General features: G+C 39.9%; 7 protein-coding genes. 1 reads left to right on the top strand and 6 read right to left on the bottom strand.

Annotation, left to right across the window (positions count from 1 at the left end):
* Positions 1 to 139: 139 nt before the first annotated feature.
* The 6 genes from IPK35_07030 to IPK35_07005 form a co-directional block, all read right to left on the bottom strand.
* Entirely contained in the window at positions 140 to 9,832 is a 9,693-nt protein-coding gene (locus IPK35_07030; GenBank protein MBK8053016.1) for a carboxypeptidase regulatory-like domain-containing protein, read from the bottom strand.
* A gap of 1,525 nt (positions 9,833 to 11,357) precedes the next feature.
* Positions 11,358 to 12,332 (bottom strand): hypothetical protein, encoded by a 975-nt coding sequence (locus tag IPK35_07025; GenBank protein ID MBK8053015.1) that lies wholly within the window; start codon positions 12,330 to 12,332, stop codon positions 11,358 to 11,360.
* A 44-nt stretch (positions 12,333 to 12,376) separates the two neighbouring features.
* Positions 12,377 to 16,660, bottom strand: a complete 4,284-nt coding sequence (locus IPK35_07020; protein ID MBK8053014.1) for a hypothetical protein — start codon at positions 16,658 to 16,660, stop codon at positions 12,377 to 12,379.
* A gap of 79 nt (positions 16,661 to 16,739) precedes the next feature.
* Complete coding sequence (locus IPK35_07015) at positions 16,740 to 17,861, bottom strand: hypothetical protein (GenBank protein MBK8053013.1); 1,122 nt, start codon at positions 17,859 to 17,861, stop codon at positions 16,740 to 16,742.
* 730 nt (positions 17,862 to 18,591) lie between these two features.
* Positions 18,592 to 21,174 carry a hypothetical protein gene (locus IPK35_07010; protein MBK8053012.1) on the bottom strand — a complete coding sequence of 861 codons (2,583 nt, stop codon included), beginning with the start codon at positions 21,172 to 21,174 and terminating at the stop codon, positions 18,592 to 18,594.
* 180 nt (positions 21,175 to 21,354) lie between these two features.
* Positions 21,355 to 24,231: a hypothetical protein gene (locus IPK35_07005; GenBank protein MBK8053011.1), complete on the bottom strand. Its 2,877-nt coding sequence runs from the start codon at positions 24,229 to 24,231 to the stop codon at positions 21,355 to 21,357.
* Between the two features lie 891 nt (positions 24,232 to 25,122).
* Here IPK35_07005 and IPK35_07000 point away from each other — a divergent pair.
* Positions 25,123 to 25,785, top strand: coding sequence for a response regulator transcription factor (locus tag IPK35_07000; protein MBK8053010.1), 663 nt, complete (start codon positions 25,123 to 25,125; stop codon positions 25,783 to 25,785).
* Positions 25,786 to 25,842: the final 57 nt, after the last annotated feature.

Here is a 25,842-nt window from a genome sequence, read left to right as displayed (position 1 = left end):
AAATTTAAAGCTTTAGAAATTTTAATAAATTAAAAAAGGCCAGGAAGTTCCGAAGCTCCCTGACCTAATAAATTTCAAGTTTTACACTTCTTTAAGCGAACCTAAAATTTGAGAATGATCTTTATAAACCTTTGATTACTTACTCAATCACTATCAATGGTTTGCTGGTCAGAACACCATCCACATTGATCACAATGTAGTACATCCCTTTACCCAACTCTAATCCTGTATCCTGATACTTTATTACTTCTCCGTCAGAGACACTGTCTATGATCTTACTTCTCAGCTTCTTGCCGGTACTATCATAGATATCTGCTGTCACTCTTTGTCCCTCTGATGCCTGGATTTCTATCGTATAGGCTCCTTTTGTTGGGTTTGGATATACTGTCAGCTTTCTACCTGTATTGTCTCTTTCTACTTTTATCGATAGTGGTCCATACATGCTTTCATTGCCATCATGATCCACTTGTCTCAAACGATACACGTAATCACCATTCCTGCTGATTTCTCTATCTGTAAGCTTGTACACATTGATCTCCGTACTATTTCCTTTTCCTTTTACACGGCCTACTACCTCAAAATCTCCCTTATTCACACTTCTTTCTATCTCAAAATAATCATTATTGACCTCTGTCATTGTTGTCCACGCAAGCTCATTGACATCATCAGTCTGATTCCATCTTCCCGTAAAGTCTTTGAGTATTACAGGTAGAGCTTTTGATTTTATTCCGGCATCTATATCGGTTATTGTCACTGCATAGCCCACTGTAAATAGTAAGGTCGTCTGATTTGGAAAATCTATCACATCGCTATCTTTGGCATCATCTGATCCTTGATTCGGTGTTACAAAATCATAATTTTCAGGCTTATGTACTTTTATAAAATATGTTCCCAATTGACATATTTCAAAATTGTAATATCCGTTTTTAGTGGCATCATTCGGATTTTGTTTGGTAAACATCGTTTGTACCGGCACCGAAGGATTGTTCGTAGAATACAATTCGACCTTTATTCCACTCATTCCTACATCTCCTGCATCCTGTACATCCTTTATACCTCCCTGGTCTACCCAAACATAATCACCTACATTGGAACATCTGTAAAAGCCTGCGTCGATCGTTCTGTTATCCTCACCTGACACTAATAACTCCGGAGCCGCCGAGCCGCTTACGGGATCAGCATCGCTATCTGCTGCATCGTCCGGACTGGAATTCGATGGTGATGATTTATACGCCGAACCTGGTCTGACAAATGTCACTGTGTAAGTACCCGGTACCAGATTGGTAAATTCATACAAACCACTTGCATCGGTTGTCGTTGTCTTATTTACAGGTACTCCAAATACATCTGTTCCCGTAAGATTGACCGTCACGCCCTCAATTCCAGGCTCAAAGGCATCTTGTACTCCGTTGGCATTTCTATCCTCCCATACAAAGTTACCAATCTGCGCCAGTTTGTAATATCCTGCGTCTATCGTTGTATTATTATCTCCTCCTGCCAGATTGACTACAGGACTCAATCCATTGACCGGATTGGCATCACTATCTTTGGTATCATTGCCCCCCATATCTCTTGGTGTCACTATATAGCCATTTGGAGTATCAAACTTCACACTGTAACTTCCAGGTGTCAAGCCCGTAAAGCTGTATGATCCATTCGCTGCTGTGACTGTAAACGCTTCCTGCATGCCGCTGCTATTGAACAATCTCACGGTTACTCCTCCTATTCCTGGCTCTCCTGCATCTTGTACGCCATTGGCATTCAAATCATGCCATACAAAATCACCCAAACTCGCTCTCCTATAATAACCCGCATCGATAGTTGGGTTATTTTCGCCGCTACTTAGGGTCACTTGTTGTGATTTTCCTGTCGTCGTACTCGCATCACTGTCTTTGGTGTCATCACTGCCACTATCTCTGCTGGTGGTGGTATACCCATTTGGTGCTATGAAGTTGACTACATATACTACTCCTGGTCTTAGATTGGTAAACTGGTATTGTCCATTGGTGCCAGTTGTCGCATTTGGTACTAAAATATTGTTGATGTCTCTAGCTTGATTGCCTGCTGCATCTTCTAATCTCACCGTCACTCCAGCTATACCCGGCTCACCACTGTCTTGTACTCCATTGGCATTGCTATCTTCCCATACATAATCTCCTAAGCTTGCTGATTTCAAATAACCGGCATCTATGGTATTATTCGTCTCACCACTTTGTACGGTAACGGGCGCTGCTGCTCCTGTCGTGATACTCGCATCACTATCTTTGGTGTCATCTCCTCCTTGGTCTGGTGTCGTCGTCACGGTGTTGGCTGGCTTGGTAAACGTCACTGTATAAGTGCCTGGTGCCAAATTGGTAAACTGATAGCTGCCATTGGTGCCCGTTGTCACGGTAATCGGTGTGATCGGTGTTCCGTCTCCTTTGGTACCGGTCAGCGTTACTGTCACGCCTCCTATTCCTGGTTCACCAGCTTCCTGTACACCATTGCCGTTTTTGTCTTCCCACACATAGTCACCTATCGTCGCTGGTCTATAATATCCGGCATCGATCGTTGGGTTGTTTTCGCCGCCTGTGAGGGTGACTTGCTGTGATTTTCCTGTGGTAATACTGGCATCACTGTCTTTGGTATCATTACCTCCTTTGTCTGCACTACTCGCTTGATAACCGCTTGGTGCTGTAAATTTAACTACATAGACTACGCCTGGCTTCAAGTTCGTAAACTGATATTGTCCATTCGTGCCTGTGGTGGTGGCTGCTATGATGTTGCCGTTGATATCTCTCGCTGGGTTGCCTGCTGCATCTTCCAAGCTTACTGTCACTCCTACTATGCCTGGCTCACTTGCATCTTGTACGCCATTGCCATTTTTGTCCTCCCATACATAATCGCCTAAGCTCGCTGCTCTAAGTACGCCTGCATCCACGGTCGTTATGTTTTGGCCACTTAGCAACGGGATTCCTGCCGTACTTCCTGTCGTTGGGCTAGCATCACTATCTTTGTCATCGGTACCACTGTCTTGGCCCGTGAAGGCTGTGCCCGTTGGTTTGGTGAAGGTTACGGTGTAGGTCCCTGGTTTCAGATTCGTAAAGCTATAACTTCCGTCGCTTCCCGTCGTGGTGGTTTGATTGACCGGTGTTCCATCTCCTGTGGTGCCTGTCAGGGTTACGGTCAATCCACTGATTCCTGGCTCTCCCACATCCTGTCGGCCATTGCCATTCTGATCATCCCATACATAATCTCCAAGACTTGCTGGTCTGTAGTATCCCGCATCGATCGTCGGATTGTTTTGTCCGCTTTCTAACGTCACTCCTGGCGTTTTGCCTGTGGTGGTATTGGCATCACTGTCTTTGGTATCGTCTCCACCTCTATCTGCACTGCTCGGTTGGTAACCGCTTGGTGCTGTAAATTTAACTACATACACCACGCCTGGTCTCAGATTCGTAAATTGATATGAACCATTGCTACCTGTTGTCGTAGATGCTATGATATTGTTATTGATATCTCTCGCTGGATTGCCACTCGCATCCTCCAACATCACGGTAACTCCCACTATCCCTGGCTCGCCTGCATCTTGTACGCCATTACCATTTCGGTCATCCCATACAAAATCTCCTAAACTTGCTGGTCTCAGTAACCCTGCATCTATGGTCAGATTGGTCTCCCCGGCTCCCAAATTGATCGCTCCTGTCGTATTCGTGGTGCTGTTGATATCACTGTCTGTACTATCGTTTCCACTATTGGGTGTGGTGACGTTGTATCCTGTCGGTGGTGTCACTCGTACATAATAGGTTCCTGGAGGTAGGTTATCAAACTCATAAGCGCCTGTACTACTCGTCGTCGTGGTTCGTATGACGTTGTTGTTCTGATCGAGCAATTGTACGGTTACGCCTGGTATGCCTGGCTCTCCGCTGTCTTGCTGTCCATTACCATTTTTATCCTCCCACACGAAGTCTCCTATCTTGCCATTCGGTATATACCCTGCGTCAACCGTTGGATTATTGTCTCCTGGATTGAGTGTATAAGTCTGGGTACGGCCATTCGTTACATTGGCGTCACTGTCTTTGGTGTCATCTGACGTATTGGCTATCGTTCTGCTATAGCCTGGTACTGTACCAAATTCTACATAATATGGCCCTGCACATACTTCAAACTCATAAAATCCTTGACTATTCGTCGTACTTGAACCTACTTCTACATTCGACGTATTGTATAATTTTACTGTCACACCTCCTATACCTGGCTCATTAGTGTCTTGGATGCCATTCGCATTGTCATCGCGCCATACATAGTTTCCCATTTTTGCTTTAGGTTGAACTGTTACGTTCACAAAGTCGGTATCCGTACACCCTGTCGAGGCTACTACCACTACTCTGTATTGGGTATTGCTTGATGGGCTTACCATGGGATTCGGTTGGTATTGTGCCGCTCCTGTCAATGGACTCCATACCACCCCTGAGATGCTCGCGCCCGCTGGTGGTGTCGCCGTGGGCGTGCCTCCGATTTGTACACTATTGCCCATACATACCGTCTTGTCTTGTCCCGCATCGGCTACTGGATTCAAATTGACATTCACATCTACCATTATTTGTCTGCTCACTGCACAACCATTTAAGGTCGCTGTAAGGGTGTACGTGATGTCAAATGGTGGGGTACTCAGTGGCTGTGCTGCCGTATTGTTATTCAAAAATAAATTGGGCGTCCACTGGAACGTCGTTCCCGGCGCTACTTGACTGCCATCATTCGGGTTGGGGCCTATTTGTACACTGCCGCCTTGACAGACTGGATAGTTGTCTTGCGTATTTAAGATTACACCTGTTTTTACTAAGATTGCTTTCGTATAGGTATTGCTACAATTGTCTTTGGACACTGTCAGCGTTACGGTTCTTGACATATTTTGATATGCACTTGACCACTTGACGCTCTCTGATGGATCATTGGCATCGCCATCCAAGCTTGTGCCCCCGTCAAAGCTCCATGCGTAGGTCGCTCCTACTACTAATGGGCTCGCATTAAATACAGCGTATTCATTCATACAGATTTCATTCGGGCCAGTAAGTCCTGATGCGGGCAGTGGTGTCACGGTCACTACTGCTTGTGCACTATTAGTACAACCGTTGGCACCTGTTACAGTTACGGTGTACGTCGTCGTGGTGCTTGGGGAGACAGTGATGGCTGCCGTGGTGGCATTGGTGCTCCATTGGTAGGTGCCATTGCCTGTTGCTGTCAATGTGGTATTGGTACTATTACAGATGCTCTTATCTCCTCCCGCATTCGCTGTGGGAATATCAACATTTTGTAACACTGCAGTACTAGATGATGCCGTACAGCCATTTTGACTATCAGTTACTGTGACCGTATAGTTTCCTGCCACTGATACATTATTGGAACGGCTCGTGGCTGTGTAACCCGATGGACCACTCCAAGCATAAGTATAAGTAACTACATCAGGAAAGGCTCTGATCGTCACACTATTGTCGATACAGGTGAGTGGACCGCCGATGTTGTCGGCGCTCACATTTGCTGGTGGTGTATTGTTTAATGTGACTTGGGCAAAATCAGTCGCCGTACAACCATTACTATTATTGGTAACTGTCAATGTATAGGTTCCTGCGTTATTGATTGTTGGGGTTGCTGTGTTGCCACCGCTTACTATATTGCCTCCATTGCTCGGTGCCCACGCGTAGCTGATCCCTGATGTTGTACTACTTCCATTCAATGTGGCACTCGTTGTCGTACATGTTAATGTTTTATCTGCTCCCGCATTCGCATTTGGTTTCGTTATGTTTTGTGTTACTACTATACTAGCGGAAGAAGCACATCCTGTTGTGGTACTCGTCACTGTAACGGTATAGGTTGCTGCTGATGTTACGTTGATACTTCTACTCGTCTGATTGCTCACACTCCATAAATAGGTTACCCCTGTGCTTGGTGATGCTGTCAATACGGTTGTGGTCTTCGTACAGGTCAAGTCTCCATCTTTTGCAATACTCGCTGCAGGCAATGCATGTACCGATACAACTACATTGTCCGTAGCGGTACATCCCTTATTATCGGTCACTGTCACTATATATGTCTGTGCTGCCGTGATTCCACTGACATTCACAGGGGTTCCTACCAAGCCACCTGTCCAGCCATACGTATAAGGGGTCGTCCCTCCTGCTGCCGTTGCTCTTAATGTAAAGATGGTGGATGGGCATACTGTTTTGTTGTTTTCTGCATTCACCGTCAAGCCACTTTGTGAGCTGATGGTGGCGGATGCTGGGTTGGAATAACACGCTCGCTCCACATAGCTCACCTCTACATTATACGTCCCATTCCCTAGATTGCTAAATATATTACTCAATTGCCAAGTACCTCCATTGATCCTATACTGCTTGGTCAACCCTGTCTGACCCGTCGCTGTTACGGTTATACTTCCTGTATTGGATGTATTGTTACACGATGTATTGGATACTGTTGCTACGTTGGTTACTACTGGTTTGGTATAAACGTTCACTTGCACTGTGGCTGTGGCTACACATCCATTGACTGAGGTGACCGTCACTGTGTAGGTCGTCGTCGTGGCTGGCGTTACCGTGACTTGATTGGTCGTGACACTCCCTGCATTGCTGCTCCATGCATACGTACCTCCTCCACTCGCTGTCAATATTGTTGATTCCCCTGCACATAATGCCGATGATGCCGAGATTGCTGTTGGTAAAAACTCATTAAAAATGATGATGTTTACATCATCCGTACAGCCGTTTTGATCTGTTACTACTAACGTATAGGTGCCATTTTGCGTGATCATCGGGTTTTGCTGCGTACTACTAAAACCGTTGGGACCTGTATAAGCATAACTGTAACCCGGCGCTCCACCTGTCGCACTGCCAAATAACTGCGCATTGGCGGTCAAACAGTTGTTGCCTGTGGCTGTTATGTTGGCCGTCGGTTTGGATGTATTTGCCACTACTAGGGTCGTCGCTATCGCTGTACAGCCACTGGATGTTTGGGTCACCGTCACTGTGTACGAACCTGGTGCTGTTACTGTCTTCGTAGCATTCGTGCCACCTCCACTCCATGAGTAAGTGCCACCACCTGTTGCGGTAAGTGTTACACTCGTTTTACTACACGTCAATGGACCATCATTACTCGCTGTCGGACTGGGTGTCGTTATGGTTTGGGCTACCGCTGTCGTCGCTGTGGCAACACAACCATTGCTATCTGTGACTGTTACTGTATAGGTACCAGGAGTAGTTACATTTTTTGTTCGTGCCGTTCCGCCGCCACTCCATGAGTAGGTCATACCTGAAGGATTGGCTGTCATGGTTACCGTTGTTTTTGTACACGTTAGTGGTCCATCATTCGATGCTGTTGCGGTTAGGGTATTTATCGTTACTGTAAAACTTCCTATTGCGGTACATCCTTTACTGTCTGTGACTGTAACTGTGTAACTACCATTGGTAGCTGGAATTGACTTTTGATTGCCTACTCCTAATCCTCCACTCCAATTGTATATGTAACCCGGGGTACCACCTGTGGCTTGCACTGTTTTGGTGTAATTAGCTCCAGCACAGACTTCGTCGTTGGGTATAGTGAGTGTGAGTTGTGGGTTGACTATCACCGTAATACAATTGCTAAGCGCATCACAAGTCTGACCATTAAATGTGTTTCTTGCTCTTCTTCTAAAATATGTTGTTTGAGTTATATTTCCGGGCGCGTAGGTTGCATTTGTGGCATTGGGTATATCTGCCCACCCTGATGAACAACTTGTTATACTTCTTTGCCATTGGTAAGTAATCGTTCCATTTCCCGTTGCCTGTACAACAGATGTCAAACTATTTGGACTTGAGTTAAAACATATTTCCTGATTATCTCCAATGACCCCAGGAGAAACAATACAGTTTTCCTCAACACTTATACATACACTTACAGGGGCTACACTATTCTGACTATTACAATCCTGAGTTACTGACCAATGTTCTATTATAATTTGATCCACGCCATTTGGAACAGAAACACTCCCTAAGCTTCCTCTCCAATAGCCTTGAGTTCTCAAATCAGGCACATCATTTGTCCAATTAGAAGTCGCCACATTATTCCCGTTCTTTCTGAAAACAAGCCGCCATCGTTCATTAGACTGTGTCACAGTATTTCTACCACTATACCCATCATAACTCACTACATCATTAATATTAAAAGTCAATGCGCCGCTTCCAAAATTTGAAGGATAGGGTCCAGGTATAATGAATGTAGTAGTGGCACCACACCACATTCTCAATGAAGTGTTCCCATTTGATGAATTTATATTTTGTGACCAAAGAAAGCTTCCAGATGGACAGTTGGGTGTAGGTGCACAGAAGGGTGGTGCATTAAAATTGTCAGGATTACAAGTACAAACATTCACTGTCACCGTCACACAATTGCTAAACTCATCACAAGTCTGACCACTAATTGTATTTCGCGCCCTTCTTCTATAGTATGTTGTTTGCGTCAATGCAGTAGGTTGATATGTAGCACTAGTAGCACCTGAGATATTCGCCCACCCAGTTGTACAACTTGTCGCACTGCTCTGCCATTGATAACTTATGGTACCATTTCCTGTTCCTGATGTGATATTGGTCAATAATGAAGGTGTTGCGTTCTCGCAAATCGTTTGACTACTTCCTATGCTACCTGATGCAACTGTACATGCTTGATCACAACATCCATTTAAGTAAATCTCATCAATATCCCAAATCTCACAAGAACCATTCAAAGGTGCCGGATCATAAGATAAAAATTCAAATGATATTGTACCACCAGTAAGAGTTAAGTTTAAATTGAAAGTATTCCATCCAAAAACACCGTAAGGTGTATTTATACCAATACTTTTATATATTTCAGTTCCATTACGAGATATTCTTAATCCAAATTTTCGCGGATAATTATTTAATGTTGAAGCCCCTGGGCAATTTTGAAAAACTCCCTGACGTATTTCTAAAGTAGTCAATTGCAATGATTGGCTCGCACCCAATACTACATTAAATCTCAAAGCGTTAGGGTCATTATCAATCCAGTTAGAACTATTCTGTCCATTAAAACACATATTAGTACCAATAGATTGACTACCACTTCCACATGAATTTGCACCAACTTGTCTGTATAAGTTACTCACATCTAGATTACAATTAGATGATACGAATTCCGCCGGCCATCCAATAGGAGCCAAATCACCAACATCACAATTATCCATATTAAATTCAATTAACCTAGGGCAGCTGTTGATTAAAACAGTCCCATACATCAAATTATCTATGCCATATTGACTCCCTCCATTAGGATACAACTCAACATTCTGAATCAATTTGCCAGTTGGAGCTACTACTCCTAAAAATTCTTCACATTGACAGTTTTCATTAGTTCCATCAATTGTAAAATTACATAAGGTTCCATCAGAATAATTCACCCTTACTTGATGGGTTGATGATGATCCATTTAAGTCTATAATGTAAAAACCAACATAATTTACTGGCGTAGTAAATGAAATTCTGATATCATCTCCATCATTGGAATTATCATCAATTCTTGCTCCCCTCGTTCCAATGGGAGGCGCACTACCAATATCATTATGCGCAACAATCCCAGACGAACCAGAATTTTCTAAATTTAAGATGCTTGCCCCTAAGCTACCTAAATTTATATTATTGAGCGTTTGTCCATTGGTATAGTTTTCAAATGTAATCGTTTGGTCAGGACTTTCTCCAGCAGCCGTTACCCATGCGTTATATCTTGCAGTGTTTTCTGATCTTGTCGCAGCTTTAAAATAAGTGCTTGTGCTACAGGATTGTCCAAATACTTCGATTTGAAAAACCATCAAACAAGTTATTATAAAAAACAATTTAGTATATTGTTTTTGTATACTACATTCACAACATGTAGTCCATTTGATTAAAATGTCCATTCTCAAAATTTTTAGGTTCTAAATACAAAATTCATCTTTATGACACCATTTTTGTAATTAAGTCCCATTGCATTTGATCATTTTATGACAAAACCATTTAAATAAATGATATAATCACTTTATAATGTATATAATTTGATCTTTTAAGTACAATTCTTAATAATTTACAATTACAAATCCAGATTAAGTATTAAACATTTTAAAGAACCAAAATTATCTATTATTTAAAACCTGATTAGTTTAAAACGGTCAATGTTATTCAGGCATTGACTTCGGTCATAACAAGTCCCGCTCAACAATACTTCTTGAAGCTTCAAAGTTATTTGAGACTTTGTAACTTACTATTTATCTTTGAACATGAATTTGTAATAAAACTAAAATACAAATGATTTGATTTAGTCCTAGTAATATCGGACTCCCACAACTGCTTTGGTCGTTTAATAAAATCTTGTATTAAGTATTTGTGTTTAGATGATCAATGAAGTATATTAGTTGTGAATAAAGAATTTCGTTTTGACCCTTTCAGTAAATAATCAGCATTCAGGATTTGAAAATGTTGAAAAAATTTAACCCTGCCGATATTAAATCATTTAGTTCAGGCTCAAATATATGATATAATTTACAAGTATCTATTCTAGGTATTTTCATTCTTATTATCCTTACTATGAATATGAAATTGTCCACTTCGATGTCATGCTCCTTTTAGATATCATTTTCCAATAATATACCTATCTGCCTATCCTAAAAAATCAACAAGTATTGATTTGATAAAACTATTTCATTCTATGTTCTTTGTAATTTATAATTGCCTAGGTAAAGAGTTCATTTTTATTGGACTATTATATTCTTTCACTGCCTGATATAACATCATGTCAAAAAAGATTAACTTCTAATCATTATTCTCTACCTACTTTTCTAGCGATTTCTTTAGCCTTGCAATTAATGCTTTTTTAATCATTTGACTTGGTGTTTAATTTATTAATATTTGGACTGAAATACTCAGAATAGGCAATACCCAAAAAGTAATCACAACCACAGGCTATAATAAAGCGGGAAAAGAAATTGTAGTGCGAAAATGTTCGGAACCATATACCAAATTAAACGCATTACAAATAGCCTTAAAAATAAAACACAGGCCCTTCACAAAACTGAAATCTGTAGTACACAAACCGAAACTCAAAAATCCCGAAAGATCAACAATAAGGGAACTTATGTCAGATTAGTAAGCAATGTGGGTTAAGGTTAAGGTTGAGAAACTTCTTAGCCTTAGTCTTAGCCTTAACCTTTGTCTTAATCTTAACCTTAGCCTTAATTGCCATTCACCTGTATCGTTGCGGTTCCACATTTTATAGGTGGACAATTGTCTAATGGCGTCCCAGGTGTACAGTTTTGCAAATCAGTAACCTGTATATTTTTGGGACATTCAGGAGCTGTGGGATCAGTAATAGTAATGGTAAACGTGCTTCCTCCACCACCTGTACCCGGACCTAAAAAGAAATTCTGTAGAACTACCAAAGGTACCCGAACTTGGCGTTATACTCGTGCCGCCACTTACTGTCACGTTGTAATTGCCACTTCCTCCTGTAACCAACAGATTGAATCTCAATTTATTGTCTGTGATTTTTTCAGGGGTTCCCTCATCCACACATTGCACACTATTGGTTATGACTTGCGGCTGTAAATCTACCGCTCTTATTGGATATTGTGCTGTGAATAGACAGGTCTGTCCACCATCTACAAAGGTGACATTGACTGTATATGTCAGGTCTTGTGTTGGATTACAAAGTATAGGCCTGATACTCGTAGGGTCGTCCAAAAATGTAGCAGGCACCCATTGTACTTGCACACTATTTCTATATTGGGCTGGTATCAACAAATCTAATCTACGGCAATTGTCTGTACATAAATTTTCTAAATCATATGGTCCCAACTCAAAATCAGAAAGTCTGAATATTTCCGTCTCAAAGGTTGATGGACTACATCCGCCTACTGTGCTGGTGACCCTGAGTCTTACAGGAGAACTCACCCCAAACCCTGGATTGAGATTGATGTACAATGAATCACCACCATTAGCATAGGTCAGTGTAGCACCTTCTGCTGGTACTACTGTGATACCAAAATCACTACACACTGTCAAACCCAATGGGACATTCGGGCATAAGACTGCTCTATTTTCTAAATCAGCTGAAAATGATGGCTCTATGCTAGTGTACAAAAACTCTTGATTATCACATACACAATTGGTCTCTTGCATCACACACAAGAATACGGGACAGGATATTCCATTGGCCACTGAAAATGTACCTTCCAATTCTGCCATGTCACCCATAGGTAAAGTGACGAATTCATTAAATGTTGCTATTTCAGGGTCAAAATCATCCACTAATCCATTACCATTCAAATCTCTAATCAACCCAATTCTGACATTTGCTGCATAGTTTGCCCTGGATTATTTAATTATACTTTGTATCTCAATGTCGTATTGGCTGGATCATTATCACAATCCTGAGTCAAACTATGTGATTGGGTTTGTAAAGGAGGTAAAAAGTTAATACTTATGCTAGGATTTACAGAGTTGAGTACATTAACATTACATTGGATACCTTCTGCAGCACATCCTTGGTCAAACACGGTAGAGCTTACTTCTACTCCTAACTCTGCCTGCCCGCAATCAACCTCTTCTGTCATGGTCAGCGGCAAGCCTACCTTAAATGCTTGCCCAGGTCTTATGCCATCAGGTATGGTAAAGCAAATTTCTATGATATTCCCTTGATCATCTTCAGTAATGGTGGGACTATAGTTGGAAGGTGAAATAAAAAACGCCGTGCCCAACTGATAAGTAAATGCTCCCGGATCTAATTTTATGCATAAGTTTGAATTATTACTTACTCCTAGAGGGCTAATATTTAAATAAGTCATCTCAAGCGTGTCTGCAACACCACAATTGAATTCAAGTGGACCCGCCAAGGCAAAAAATTGTGCAAAATTTATAGGGTTTGCGTTAGTAATAATGATAGGGTTTGATTGCACGAGTTGGCTCGAAATCCTTTGTTCACATGGATCTGCTGCATTTGCTTGAAAATATGGTGAGGTACCTGATACAAATTCGTCACAAATAGTCTTTACTTTAAACTTGAGCGTCACCTGGTTACTATCTAATCCTGCTGCTATACCCGGCAATCCATTTTGAAATATAGCATTGCTCCATATCTGATCCGAAGGATATCCAAAATATGTACCTCGGAAATTGTTTCTTGAAGGATTTGCAGTGGGATCAGGTATACTATAAGGTGGTGCACTAAAGCCTGCCCCTCCAGGATAGCAAGCCTGCCACGATCCTGGTATAAATTCTAACCCATCTGGCAACCAAAAATCAGTGAGTATATTTAATAGCAAAGCAGGTTTTACATTTTTAATCCTTACGCCCAAATCTATGGTATCACATAAACTGTATTCAGCAGAAGGATTTGGATCCCATTCTACTTGGATATCCGCTTCCTCAGCAATATATTTATAACATGATTCTATTTGATTGCAAGAAGTACCTCCCAAAGTTAGTAATAATGATGACTTAGTAGCATCAATACATCCACTAGTAGTATTGATACAAATTTCTGTGTTTAGGTTTGTTCCCACTGGACAAAACAATAACTCCGTTTGAATAATTAAACTTGCACACTGACCAGGAGCTAAATCTGGCATAAGTACACTATAAATATTTGAACCAGGTGTAGAAGTGACTAAATTATATGGCAATGATGTATTTGTATTTCCATCTAAAACACCAACGAATTGTATCGTAGTGGGTACTTCTATGCTAGTCACTACATTTTCATGTGTAGCTCCTCCTGATGTAACATCACCAGCACAAACTACGTAGGTATTAGTCTCATTGATACCCTCCAGATCAGCCAATAATAGTCTGAAGTTATCATTATTTGTAGTCAATGGCGGATAATCCAAACTGTTATCGGTAAAATTATCAGGTGTTGTGGTGGTCGTGCCAGTTTGCCGGTTTGGATTGATACTACCTGGACTCGCTTCAGGGTGTGGCACTATATTTTCAAAATACCTCAAGCAACCCGTTGGATCCAATACTGCTGGGTATTGATTACAGTTGGCACCATAAGGGTTTATTGGGTATCGCGCCACATGTTCATACCCACAAAATTCCGTCACGGGTGTTGTTCTACAAGGGCCACAAGATGCAAAAGAAGTCCCTGATGCTGGCAATGTGGGCAAATATGGATTAGAAAACTGATATTCAAGAGCAAAATCGGTAGAAGAAACCATTTCTGGGCATATAGGAGCTAGTTTGTATTTGACTCCATACGAACATACTTCGCTGCCTCCTATGGGTAAAAATGGAAATGGATCGTTTGGCGTATGGACAAAAGCAAAAATATCGCATTTATTTCCTGTTCTGGAAGATGATGCTGGTCCTGCCGCATACGGTACCAAGGCAGCTTTATAAAAATCTGCATCATTGATACGCAAACCTGCCAGCTCAGAAGTATCTGCCGCAACACAACAGTCATTGGCCAGACACTGCAAATTTCCATATGCTGGGTCTATATATTGTGATGGAAGGGGAATCTCACTTCCATCTGGCAATCTAATAAAGGCATCATCATTGCTAAATACCATATTATTTGGAAATTTGAATTCCAAAAACTCTGTGGCCATAAAAGGTCTGTATTCATTTTGATACCAAGGTGTCACACTTGAAGCGACAGTAGGCACAGGATTGGTCAAAGTAAATGTATAATCCACATTAACGTCACAATCCTGTATATCTACTGTATTTGTGACAGCTACAGGGCCCGGCACCCATCCCTCATATGGCTGTGAAGGTCCACAACTGCCATATAACGTCGCGAGTTGGCAAGTAGTAGAAGGTATATTGTAAGTAATCATATCTGCATAAATGGTTGCAGTATTATTTACTGTTTGATTATTGAGCAGCGCCAAGCTATAATCCGGATTTTCCATCATGGGAATCTTGAACTCTAAGTAAATGATATCATTGTCATCTATCGGATATTGAGCTAAAAACTCTTCATGGGTATTGTTAAAACCATCTTGTGCACCCGCAGGATAATAAGATGGTACACCATTTTGGCATTCATCCGGTACACCAAACCACATCTCCACATACATAATGTCACTATGTTGTGAATTACATGAAATATTTTGCAAATTATAGTTAGCTGCAGATGAAGCCGGAAAATCAGGATTAATTTTAGTATTATTGGTACATACACCCCAAGCGTTGGCCTGCTGAGCAGCTGTGACCGTTTGATTTGCCCTACTTTCTACAGTACTACTTTCAACGCCTACATTCATAAAATGCATAGAAGGAAATAAATAATTGTCACGGGTAGCGTCAGGATATGGCACCAAATGAGCTGGAAATCCTATAGGTGTCTCCGTATTGGCACTTCTATCAAAAAAAGACCAACCCAAAAACTGTGCTTGAGTGATATCCGGCCTAGTAGGAGCATTTCCTGTGTATCTTGGATAAAATCGCATACTCCAAAGTGCATCAGCCTCTTCCACTGCTGATTTATCTAATATTTCATAAGCCACTTTTACATACATAGTATCTCCTGGTAAGTATCTTCTTTGATCCACTGCAGGTACTTGGCTTCTGGTCAATGGTTGGGTAAGCGCTTTGTCTGCAAAACCATAGTTTGTTCTATATTGCTCTGCGATAAAAGGACGCAGCTTGCATGGGCAATTGGTGCCTCTCCATACTACGTAAGTAGCAGCACTACCACATGCACGTATGATTTTACATCCAGGCTCATTGACACATGAGTTACACTCTTCTATAACCTGGTAAGAGAACAATATATAATCATTAGGATAACAATCTCCTCTATATTCTAAGTTAAAATAATAATCATTCATAGTAGCATTGATATCTCCTGCAGGTATATTGAGTACCAAGCCAAAAGTATCCTGATCTTGTATGAGCAATTCAGTAGTAACGCCTGTCACAGGATTCCCTTGAAATGTAGCTGAGTTTTCTAAATATCTGATATCCGATCCTCGATTTCCCGGAGCATCTATGACTACTCGAAGATAAATATTTCCAGGAGATGCACATGGTGTGATATTGGTACTACCAAATGTATACCCAAATGTATATCCATTAGTAGTTGGTAACCAAACATTGGCAGTAGTTTGCATCACTTCGGTGATTGGTATGCCATATCCAGGTGTTTGTACCGCATTGGTAGTGACTCCCGTATTTCCATAAGAAAAATTTATAGGTGTAGATAGATTAGCTATTTGCTGGAAAGGTAATCCACAATTTCTTTTACCATTGACATCTACAGAAGTAATGTTACATCCTAAAGACTGACATTTTAAGTCAGATGCACAACCTATTTCTATTTCTACTCCAAAATTTATAGATTGGCCACCGAGTAAATCATCAAATCTGCCATCACCATCAAAATCGCTCAAACCTCCGGTACCATCAATGTCAGATGTAAGCTGTCTAAAGTCGATTTGCAATGTACCACCGGTAAGGACAGACACTGCAGCAGCAGGTATAGGGGAGCCATTCATGGTGACACCTACTAAACTCAAATTACCACCAATACAAGTTTTTATTTTTAAAAATACGTCTTCCCAAAGTCCATCTTGTGGATTGGTATTGCTGGATCTAACATTTACATTGAACGATAAATTGTCTCCACATATGCCACCATACTGAATATTACTGGTCAATACCACTGCGTTTGCTCCATAATTAGGTTGAAAACGAAGTGAGCCTTCTTTACTAGTGACATCAAAACACACTTTATCATCACACCCATAATAAGCCCTGTAATTTAAAAAATTCCGTGCCAGGAAGACATCCTCCTGCTCGATAACAAGCTCTTATAGTCATTCTTTCATTTACATCAAAAAACATATCACTATTGGCTCCAGTACCTGTATTGGCAACAAAATAGCTTGGTCCTACAGTAGCCAAAACTTGTTGGGTAGAAGCATTATAGGTATAGGGCAGTGCTGTACCATTAGCAGTCAATGATGACAGTGACAACAATCCAGTCAAATCTACACTGTCTATGATGAAAGTATATGAGCCTAACCTAGATTGCAATCCATCTTGAGAAATAACCAAATCCTGACAAAAATTTGAAGTGGAGTTAGTAATAACTCTCTCTGAAGGTGTCACGGAAATCATATTAAGGACTGGTATCTTAATTGCCGAATTGTATTCACCCACGTTTGCTATTGTTTTTGAACAAATCTGGCTGCCAGACATAAATTCAACAGTAGCATCTAATGAAATAATAGGTCCTGTCACATCTATGTCACAATTAGCTTTGACCCCAATATATGCTATGACCACTTCATTAGGTGCAATATTTGATACCGAAAATATCGGTCTCGTTGGGTCAGACACATTACTAGTAGTTACCGTTGCAGTAGGTTCTTTGCTATAGGCAAATCCACCGTAACTTAAACCCGGATCAAAATCAATTTGAAGAGACACATTGGTCAATGGTACGGAACCATCATTATATATCAGCAATGCTAAAGTATCTGGTGCCGAACAAACATTCACTACATTTAAATTGGCAAAACCAGGAACACCTACAAGTGATGCTACAGATACATCATCACAAGGACCCATATTCATTAATACACCCTGTAAGGCCAAAGCCGATTTCATTAATTCAATTTGTGATTCTTTTAGGCGAATCAATAATTGCATACTTTCAAACGAACTTGCATCAATGAAGTCACATGCTTTTAACTGCAAGTTTTCTAAAACATACAGATGTTTTATGATTTCTGCTTGTGAAATAGCAGGCTTCAAATCAGCTGCTGAATACGCCACCAACGAAGCCCCTCTGATTTCTGATCCTAATAAACCTATCAAAATCATTACAATAACTAAATAAGATTTGGTTTTCATAAAGAATAACATTTAATAAATTAAAAATTTAACACATTAATCCAACGGGGTGTTTGAATTTAAGTGATAATATCATTCTTTATGTCAGGTTGGTGATTATATATTAAATAAACATATAATCAAGCACAAAGATATTGTAATTTTTATAATATAAAACATTTTATTATATTTATTTAGTAATTTTATTAAATTTTATTTTAATATGTGTTTCAACATGAATTAAAACAATATACACATTAATATATAATTTAATGTGTAAGGTTGTATTCAGTAATAACATGCTCTATTTGAAAGATATGACAATCGTCCACTTGCGGTCGGACGACTTTGCGGCGTCCCACCGCTTTAGCCGTTCAAATAACACTGAGTAAATCACAACCGCCACATTTGTCACACCCATGATTTTGTTTTATTAAGTGATAGTTTTTGAGAGCTTTGGGCAAGGTGGGAAAATTTAATAACCTAACAATCTGCATTTGCGATTTTTTTACTTCCAAATGAATCATACTTATGCTAGACAAGTTTTGGAAACCCATAAAAACAATTCGGCAAATAAGCAATTCCGCTAACATCTAAGTCATTAGATAGGGTATGTACAAAAAAGAGCCAACACTCTTTTGTGAAGGCCCCTCAATTATGAAAGCGTTATTTTTTATTAAGATTAAGGTTGAGTTTAAGATTGAGATTGAGAATCATCTACTTGATCTTAACCTTTGTCTTAATCTTAGCCTTAATTCCCATTTACCTGTATCACCGCTGTCCCACATGTAGGAGTAGGGCATGGTGTAGTATTGTTGCATCCACCTGGATCCGTCACCTGAAAAGTCTGTGTACAGCCTGGAGTAGCACTATCTGTCACTGTGATGGTAAATGTTGCACCTCCACCTGCTGTACCAGTTCCCAAAGTAAAGGTGGTCAATCCATAAGGAATATTAGTATTAGGAGTAATGGTGGTTCCCCCATTGATAGACACATTGTATGCAGTCAGCGTTGCATTTGTATTGGTCACGTTAGCACTAAACCTTATCCTATTGTCGGTATGTTTGTTAGGAGTACCATTGTCTAAACACACTGGATTTTGTGGCACTACGGAATTGATGTTGCAGCAATTGGTCGGGGTGGTCAGTGTGATATTACATACTCCTGTACAATTAGTTGTGGTGTTGGTCACCGTTACGGTATAGGTGCCACCGCTGAGTCCCGTCCTTGTGGCTGTTGGAGGGCCATTATCACTCCATGCATACGCATATGTACCAGCAGGGCTTGGGTTTACAGTGATAGATCCACCCGTGAGATTAGCACAACTTGGTTGACTATTCGGGGTGATATTGCAGGAAACGAGTGTTATTCTGATTCTAACAGGGCAACATAACTGCACAGGACATCCATCAGCCCCAGTTGCCGTATAATAAAATGCCTCATATCCATCACTTAATGTTGGATGTGTTCCATTAATTACTAATGACTGTCCTGTCCCTCTTAATGTGTTTGTAGTACTATCATACCACATGACATTTATAAGACCTGCAGGTGCTGTCAATGTATAACTTTCGTTTGTGCACATTGTGTTTTGTACATTTGGACAATTATTTACAAAACAACTTACAGGTGCTTGATAGTTACCAAACCCCACACAATTTGTATCATCACTAAAGCTAGCTATTACCGATATTAGCATGCCATTTGCAAACAAACTACCAATGGAGTAGTTTAGTGGGCTGGTGAATGGTGCAGTGAATGATTGACTTCCTCCACCACTCACACTTACAATAAGCGTACCTGTCGCAGGTGGATTCACAAAATTCAAGGTACCTGACAAGGTGTATGTATTACTTGTTGGGTTGCAATTAGATGGATTTGTCGTCATGCTAATTTGGCAATTGGCACTTGGTGGCAATGTGATACCTCTTATTACGTCGACATCGCCTTGGGCCGTTTTATTTACTCCATCTGGGATACCATCAAAATCTGCAAAATAACTGTATTGCCAAAAATCCCCATTCGGAGACCAACCTGCCACTGGACTCATTTGCGTGCCTGATAATATGTAGTCTGGTCCACCAGGTCCACCATCATCAGCATCTTCTCTCAATCTATGACCCGTAGCCCAAATATAGGATAAATTACCACTTGCCTCCATGCTCCCTGTATCATACCCATCATAGCTAAAATCTACTCCCCCCGAACCACTTCCATTATCATTACTTGGTGCAGTTCCTATTCTGATATATGGTGGTGATGTTGGATAATTTGTTGGAGATATATATGAACCTGCCCCACTACGAATTAAATAAAACACCCCAGCTCTATGGGCTGATGCATCAACATCTGACACCATTCCTCTTTCTGCTATAGCCATATTACCTGCATCATCAAATTCAATATCTGAAATGGGGTTTGATGATAAGTCCGGGTTTGCAGCATTATCTTTTTTAAAGCCAGGAATTGTAACTTCCAAACTTTCAGTGCCGCTAAAGTTCCCACTACCATCCAAAGAAACTGAAAATATTTGATTAAATGTTGTGGAGAGTGGAGCAGGGTTTTGGGTACGTCTGTCCTCAGTCCAAATGGAAAAATATAACTTTCCCCCATAATAACCAATACCCCAAGGTCTATCTCCTAATGGTGATATTTGATCATTATTGCCAGTGTCTGTAGGTGATGGGTCAGATATACATCCAGAACATGAAACAGGATCAAAGCTATTCAGAATTGTGCCAGATGAAGATATTCTGTATATTTTACCATCATCAAAACTGGTTACAAAAAACTGATCATGATCAGCATCATAACATATATTTCCAAGACCTGCACCAACTCTGATCCCGTCTTTGTCCACTAATGCAGAATTAGGCCCAGTGTCATCTACAACTAAAACAGTTTGATCTTGAGGAATGACGGAAAACGTTGTAATTACACCAGTAATTGCGTCAATTTTGTAAATTGCTCCACTTCCTGATGGACCATACTTGCCCGTTAAAGTCGATGAATTATAGGCATTTGGCATACCGTAGCTTGATGATGCAGTAACAAAAATATTATTACTCCCATCCATAGTAATACCAAATACCTGACCGAGATTACTCCTAGTCCATGTTGGATGATGATACATAGTTGGCGCCCAATCCAGTGATAATGGTGCTGATGTTCTGTCCCTGGTATCAAGTAATCCCATACTATATTCATTGTCAGCATCTGCTCTGCAAGTTACTACTTGTACTCCTTTCTTACCGTACCAAATTGGCATTTGAGCAAATACATCTGATGACACATACAACATATATATTAATATAAAAAACAATTTATTTTTCATTTTACTATTTTTAAAGTTGACTTAGAAAGTTAATTTTAATTCTTTTGAACTGTCACATTACCACAATTTGGTGTAGGGCAATTGCTACAATTAGCAACTGGGCCCACCACAACTGTAGTGAAACAATTTGAATCACTCGCGTCTTCTATTCGCAATATATATGTGGATGTACCGTTGGCACTAAATGTAGGATTCCCACCCTAGCCCATTTCCTACTATGTTTCTGATTGTGCCAGAAGGTGTAGATGGACTCGAATATGTGCCAACCTTCACTACATAATTGCCACTTCCATTTGTAATAGTGCCTGTGAGCGAGACACTAAACCAATCGTCACCATTATTTGAATATGTACTATTGTCAAAACAATAAACAGTAGGAGTATTTACTCCTGCACTGCAACCTACCGAACAACTCGAAGGCGCATTGTACGCATTGTTCAAATTATGTGTACATGTCGTCTCACTCACAAAAAATGCCGTCACTCCTATATTTGTCACTCCATTGGCAGGAAGATTTGGTATCGTTATGGTCTGTGGACTTGTTCCGGCTGCTACGGTTACACTTCCTCCATTGGAAGTCTGTACGGTGATATTACCACCAGGGCTGTTGATGTGATTGACCACAACACTTAAGCCGTAAGTGTTGGTAGCTGGGTTACATACAGATGGGGTGGCGGAGGTGATGCTTATGTTGCATGAGGGAGATAATGCACTAACAAATCCAAAATCAAAAGTGTGATTATTCGCTCCAGCTACTGCGATATCAGTGGTTTGCACAGTCGCCTCAGCATTATTTCCTACCAATGTTCCATCACTATCTCTTACATCAGGCTGCCCTGATCCTCCCACATTGGAGAGCGTAAGACTATTGGTACCCAATGCCGTTTGTTTACTTCCGCCTTGTACATTCGGTATTCTGACAATGTAAGTCATATTAGGTTGCAACTGAGTGATGCCGTATATTGCTGATGCTGTATTTGTGCCCGTAGCATTGCTGAAGTAGTAGTTACCATTGGCATCGGTGGTGGCAGACGCGATTACCGTTGAGCCTTGTACTAATTGTACTGTTACTCCTGATATGGGTGCTTCGCCGGCATCCTGTATACCATCGCTGTCGACGTCGGTCCACACTCTGTTGCCTATTTCGATAGGTGGCGGGTCTAAGAGCGCTTCTACATCTCCCAAACCGGACGACTTATACCATGGCGTTTCAGGAATTAGGCCATTATATATAGTAGCTCCCACACGCTCACCAGTCAATATTGACAACGGCCGTTTGTTTTGACCATCAACATTGCTCATCCATATTATTCCACCTGAATTATAACCTGTAGGCCCCATAGCTGTAGTAGCTACCTCAAATGCCCCTGGTATCTGAATCAAACTGCCTAGAGATGCTTCAATATGAGAAGCAAATTCTTCATAAAAAGAATTGTACTTTCCATTTGTCCCCAATGGACCTGGATTCCACACACTAGCACTTCCTAATGTTCCATACCCATTTAATGTACCGCATATTCCACCTCCTTCATAAGACCAGGTGCCAGTAGTACTATTCCAGCAAGCACGTAGCACTTTCCCAAATGATGTTGCCTGAAGATTGGATGCCGGTGACAACCCAGGATTGCTTGGTGTCGGCAAACCAGCATTGAAATGTACTTGATCCCCCCATCTATCTCTTATTCCTAATATTAAATCCTGATTATCAAATTCTATATCCGTTAAAAAAAACTGTCGCAGTGTATTAGGATTAAAACCTGTACCACTTGGGCCCCATACCCACGGTGTCCAACTAAACAATATTGTATTCGCCCCCCAATTGACCCCATCAACAGAAAACACAGGGGTAGTGTTAAATCCTGACCCTGTAAATTCATAAATTACTAACCCTACATCATTCCTGTTGTATGCTCCTAAAGACTCGGCAGTACATGTCACGCCTACATACAGTTTGCCATCTTTATATTTTAGTGCAAATGGCCTAGAATCATTTTCCGTACTCGATGCAGTATTATCCACACACCAATTTAATGGTATGTCATATCTCTGAATATCAGCACTGGTCAATGTCCCTGCCAAGGTGGCGTCAGCTGGAAATACGTACAGCTTTCTATCTGCAAGATTTACAGCATATAAAGTTGTCTCATCATCAGAAATTTCTAAATCACCCCATGCTATTTTACCCACATTATTGAAAGTATTTACCCATGAGCTCGCATCTGAAGGGTTCCTTACGTCATTATACCAGTTACCTCCTGCATTATCTGATACTTGTGGATGTGGATCAGCCCCAGCAGTATTCGCTCCAAAAATCGCATTTACATCAGCAAATATCTTAGCTCTGTTTGGATCATTTAATGGAAGACTTCTATCTATTACATAAATTGCACCCGACCCTCCTGGTCCAAATCCCGAATGAGTCCTGTGATATGCTCCAGCAAACAACATATCTTTAGATCTTTGAAAAGCCAAGCCATGTACTGTTCCCACTTGTGACGAAATTGCTTCTGTGATATGAGGAATCATCGGTGGATTCTGCTGATATTTGGCTGATTGGGGGTCTGCGGACAAATATGGTATTGATACTATAACATCTTCATTAGCTATATCAGGATCATTGTAATGACCATATACAAAACATGGCGTGATTATATTAATTTGATCAAAACTTTGGCTATAATCCGCAGGATTGTTAATACCAAAGTCAATATTATTACTAGGTGCAGTAACGAATCTCACACTACTACTGTTTTGTGAACCTGATGGACCAGAATAATCAGAACTATTTAACCCTGTAAACTCAATTCTTACATTTCCACTAATGGCAGGAATGGTATAGGCACCATTAGATGCTGTTGTAGTAGAACCTAAAGATGATCCACCTGCGTCATAAGCAGTAACTGTAATGCCAGAGACACCAGGTTCATTAAAAGCAGTTGTATTGTTTTTAACACCATTTCCGTTAAAATCCCGAAATACGGTACCTGAGACCTGTGCATCTATTGAATGACAACATAAATAAATAAAAATAAACGAAAAATAACTTCTAGCTTTCATAAAGAATAATATTTAAATGATTAACAAATCTTATACCTAGGCTCTTTAAGCGCTTATGGCTTTTTAGGTTTATCATTCTTAACAGGTATTTGGTCGGAACTATTTCAATAATACATTAATACAGAGTGCAGGAAAACGAACGCAATAATATAGCATAATTTTATAATATGTTTTTTAAAATGACGAAATGCCAATTTAAAATGACACAATGATTTCGTACAGTACATAATAATGCAATTTCATTTTATACAAATTTACCATATTAAGCTGGTGTCCATAAATCGATGTTTGTGGTTCGTCCAATATTGTAATCTGAACTGACTTTATATATGACAATATTGGAGTCACTGGATATGCAAGCTGCTAACTTACTAAATCGAACTCCATTGATATTACTTTCGCATCGTTTTCATAATTTAAATGGGCATCTTGCTAAAGATGTAGATTATTTTGAAGCCTTCCAAAATCATTTGTAAACAATTTTTTTTACATAATTGCATATATATTAATTCTAAAATAGCTTAATCTTTAGCTTTTGGCTTTATACCTGAAGAATGTCTAGATTTTTTAGGATACATAGATTTGATACATCATAAAATGATGCTAAAAACGATTTCATACATTACATCATTTGATATACTTATTATATACTTTACAAAATACATTCATAAACCAATATACATTCAATATACATCTTAATGTATTTTACATTTTTTATTGTACGTTACTGTATGTAATTTTAATTTTACACCAACTTATAAGTTCAACGAACTAAATAAACATTAAATTATATCATTTCATTTTAACCTTTTTACTTATGAAGCATTTACTTAATGAAACACCAAGCAATTTAAACATGAACTACATTCTTTATTGTACAGATAGTACTAGATGCAATTTTTATTGCAACAATTTAATCCGATCATTTCTTCCGATGAAATCATCTTGCTCCATGATCTAATTTCATTGTGTAACTACAAAACGCAAGATAATCAGCAAATCATCTTTTTGGACCTCCATGGTTCTGAATTACCTTTAGAGATCTATCAATTTGTTTTCAATAAATTTAATCATGTGGTGATTATATCAGGTCAAAGCAGTCATGCCGTTTGGGCATTTGAATATGGTGCTATAGATTTCATGTTGAATCCCGTAAATACACACAGAGTATCCACTACGATTCAAAAAATTAAACCTACTGAACTGATAAAATCCCTAAAAGCAGACAATGATACTATTTTTGTCAAAAATAGTCGAGATCTAATAAAATTAAATCTTAGTGAGATTATTTACATCCAAGCCATGGGTAATTATATTAGAATATATCTTGTAAATAATAAATGTATTACATCTTTAGAGAAAATTTCATTTATTGAGCATAGATTACCGACGGAACAGTTTATGAGAATACACAAGTCTTTCATTATAAATAACAGATTCATTAAATCATTCGATAAAAAAGAAGTAATTTTAATCAATGAAACCGTTTTACCTTTATCTATTACTTATAGACATGGGTTAACTGGTAAATACATGGGGCATGCTGTTTTATAAACCAAAATTAGCAACATTACTAATTTACAAATAGGGAACTTTCTGAAGATCTATATT

This window comes from Saprospiraceae bacterium, assembly GCA_016713025.1.
Lineage (GTDB): Bacteria > Bacteroidota > Bacteroidia > Chitinophagales > Saprospiraceae > OLB9.
Note: the sequence above shows the minus strand (reverse complement) of the source record. Positions and strands in the feature narration are given on the sequence as shown.

What these genes read in the sequence shown, in the direction of transcription:
- IPK35_07030 (MBK8053016.1), bottom strand. Translation starts at nt 9,832, where the DNA reads ATGGTTTTTCAAATCGAAGTATTTGGACAATCCTGTAGCACAAGCACT.
- IPK35_07015 (MBK8053013.1), bottom strand. Translation starts at nt 17,861, where the DNA reads ATGAAAACCAAATCTTATTTAGTTATTGTAATGATTTTGATAGGTTTA.
- IPK35_07010 (MBK8053012.1), bottom strand. Translation starts at nt 21,174, where the DNA reads ATGAAAAATAAATTGTTTTTTATATTAATATATATGTTGTATGTGTCA.
- IPK35_07005 (MBK8053011.1), bottom strand. Translation starts at nt 24,231, where the DNA reads ATGAAAGCTAGAAGTTATTTTTCGTTTATTTTTATTTATTTATGTTGT.
- IPK35_07000 (MBK8053010.1), top strand. Translation starts at nt 25,123, where the DNA reads ATGCAATTTTTATTGCAACAATTTAATCCGATCATTTCTTCCGATGAA.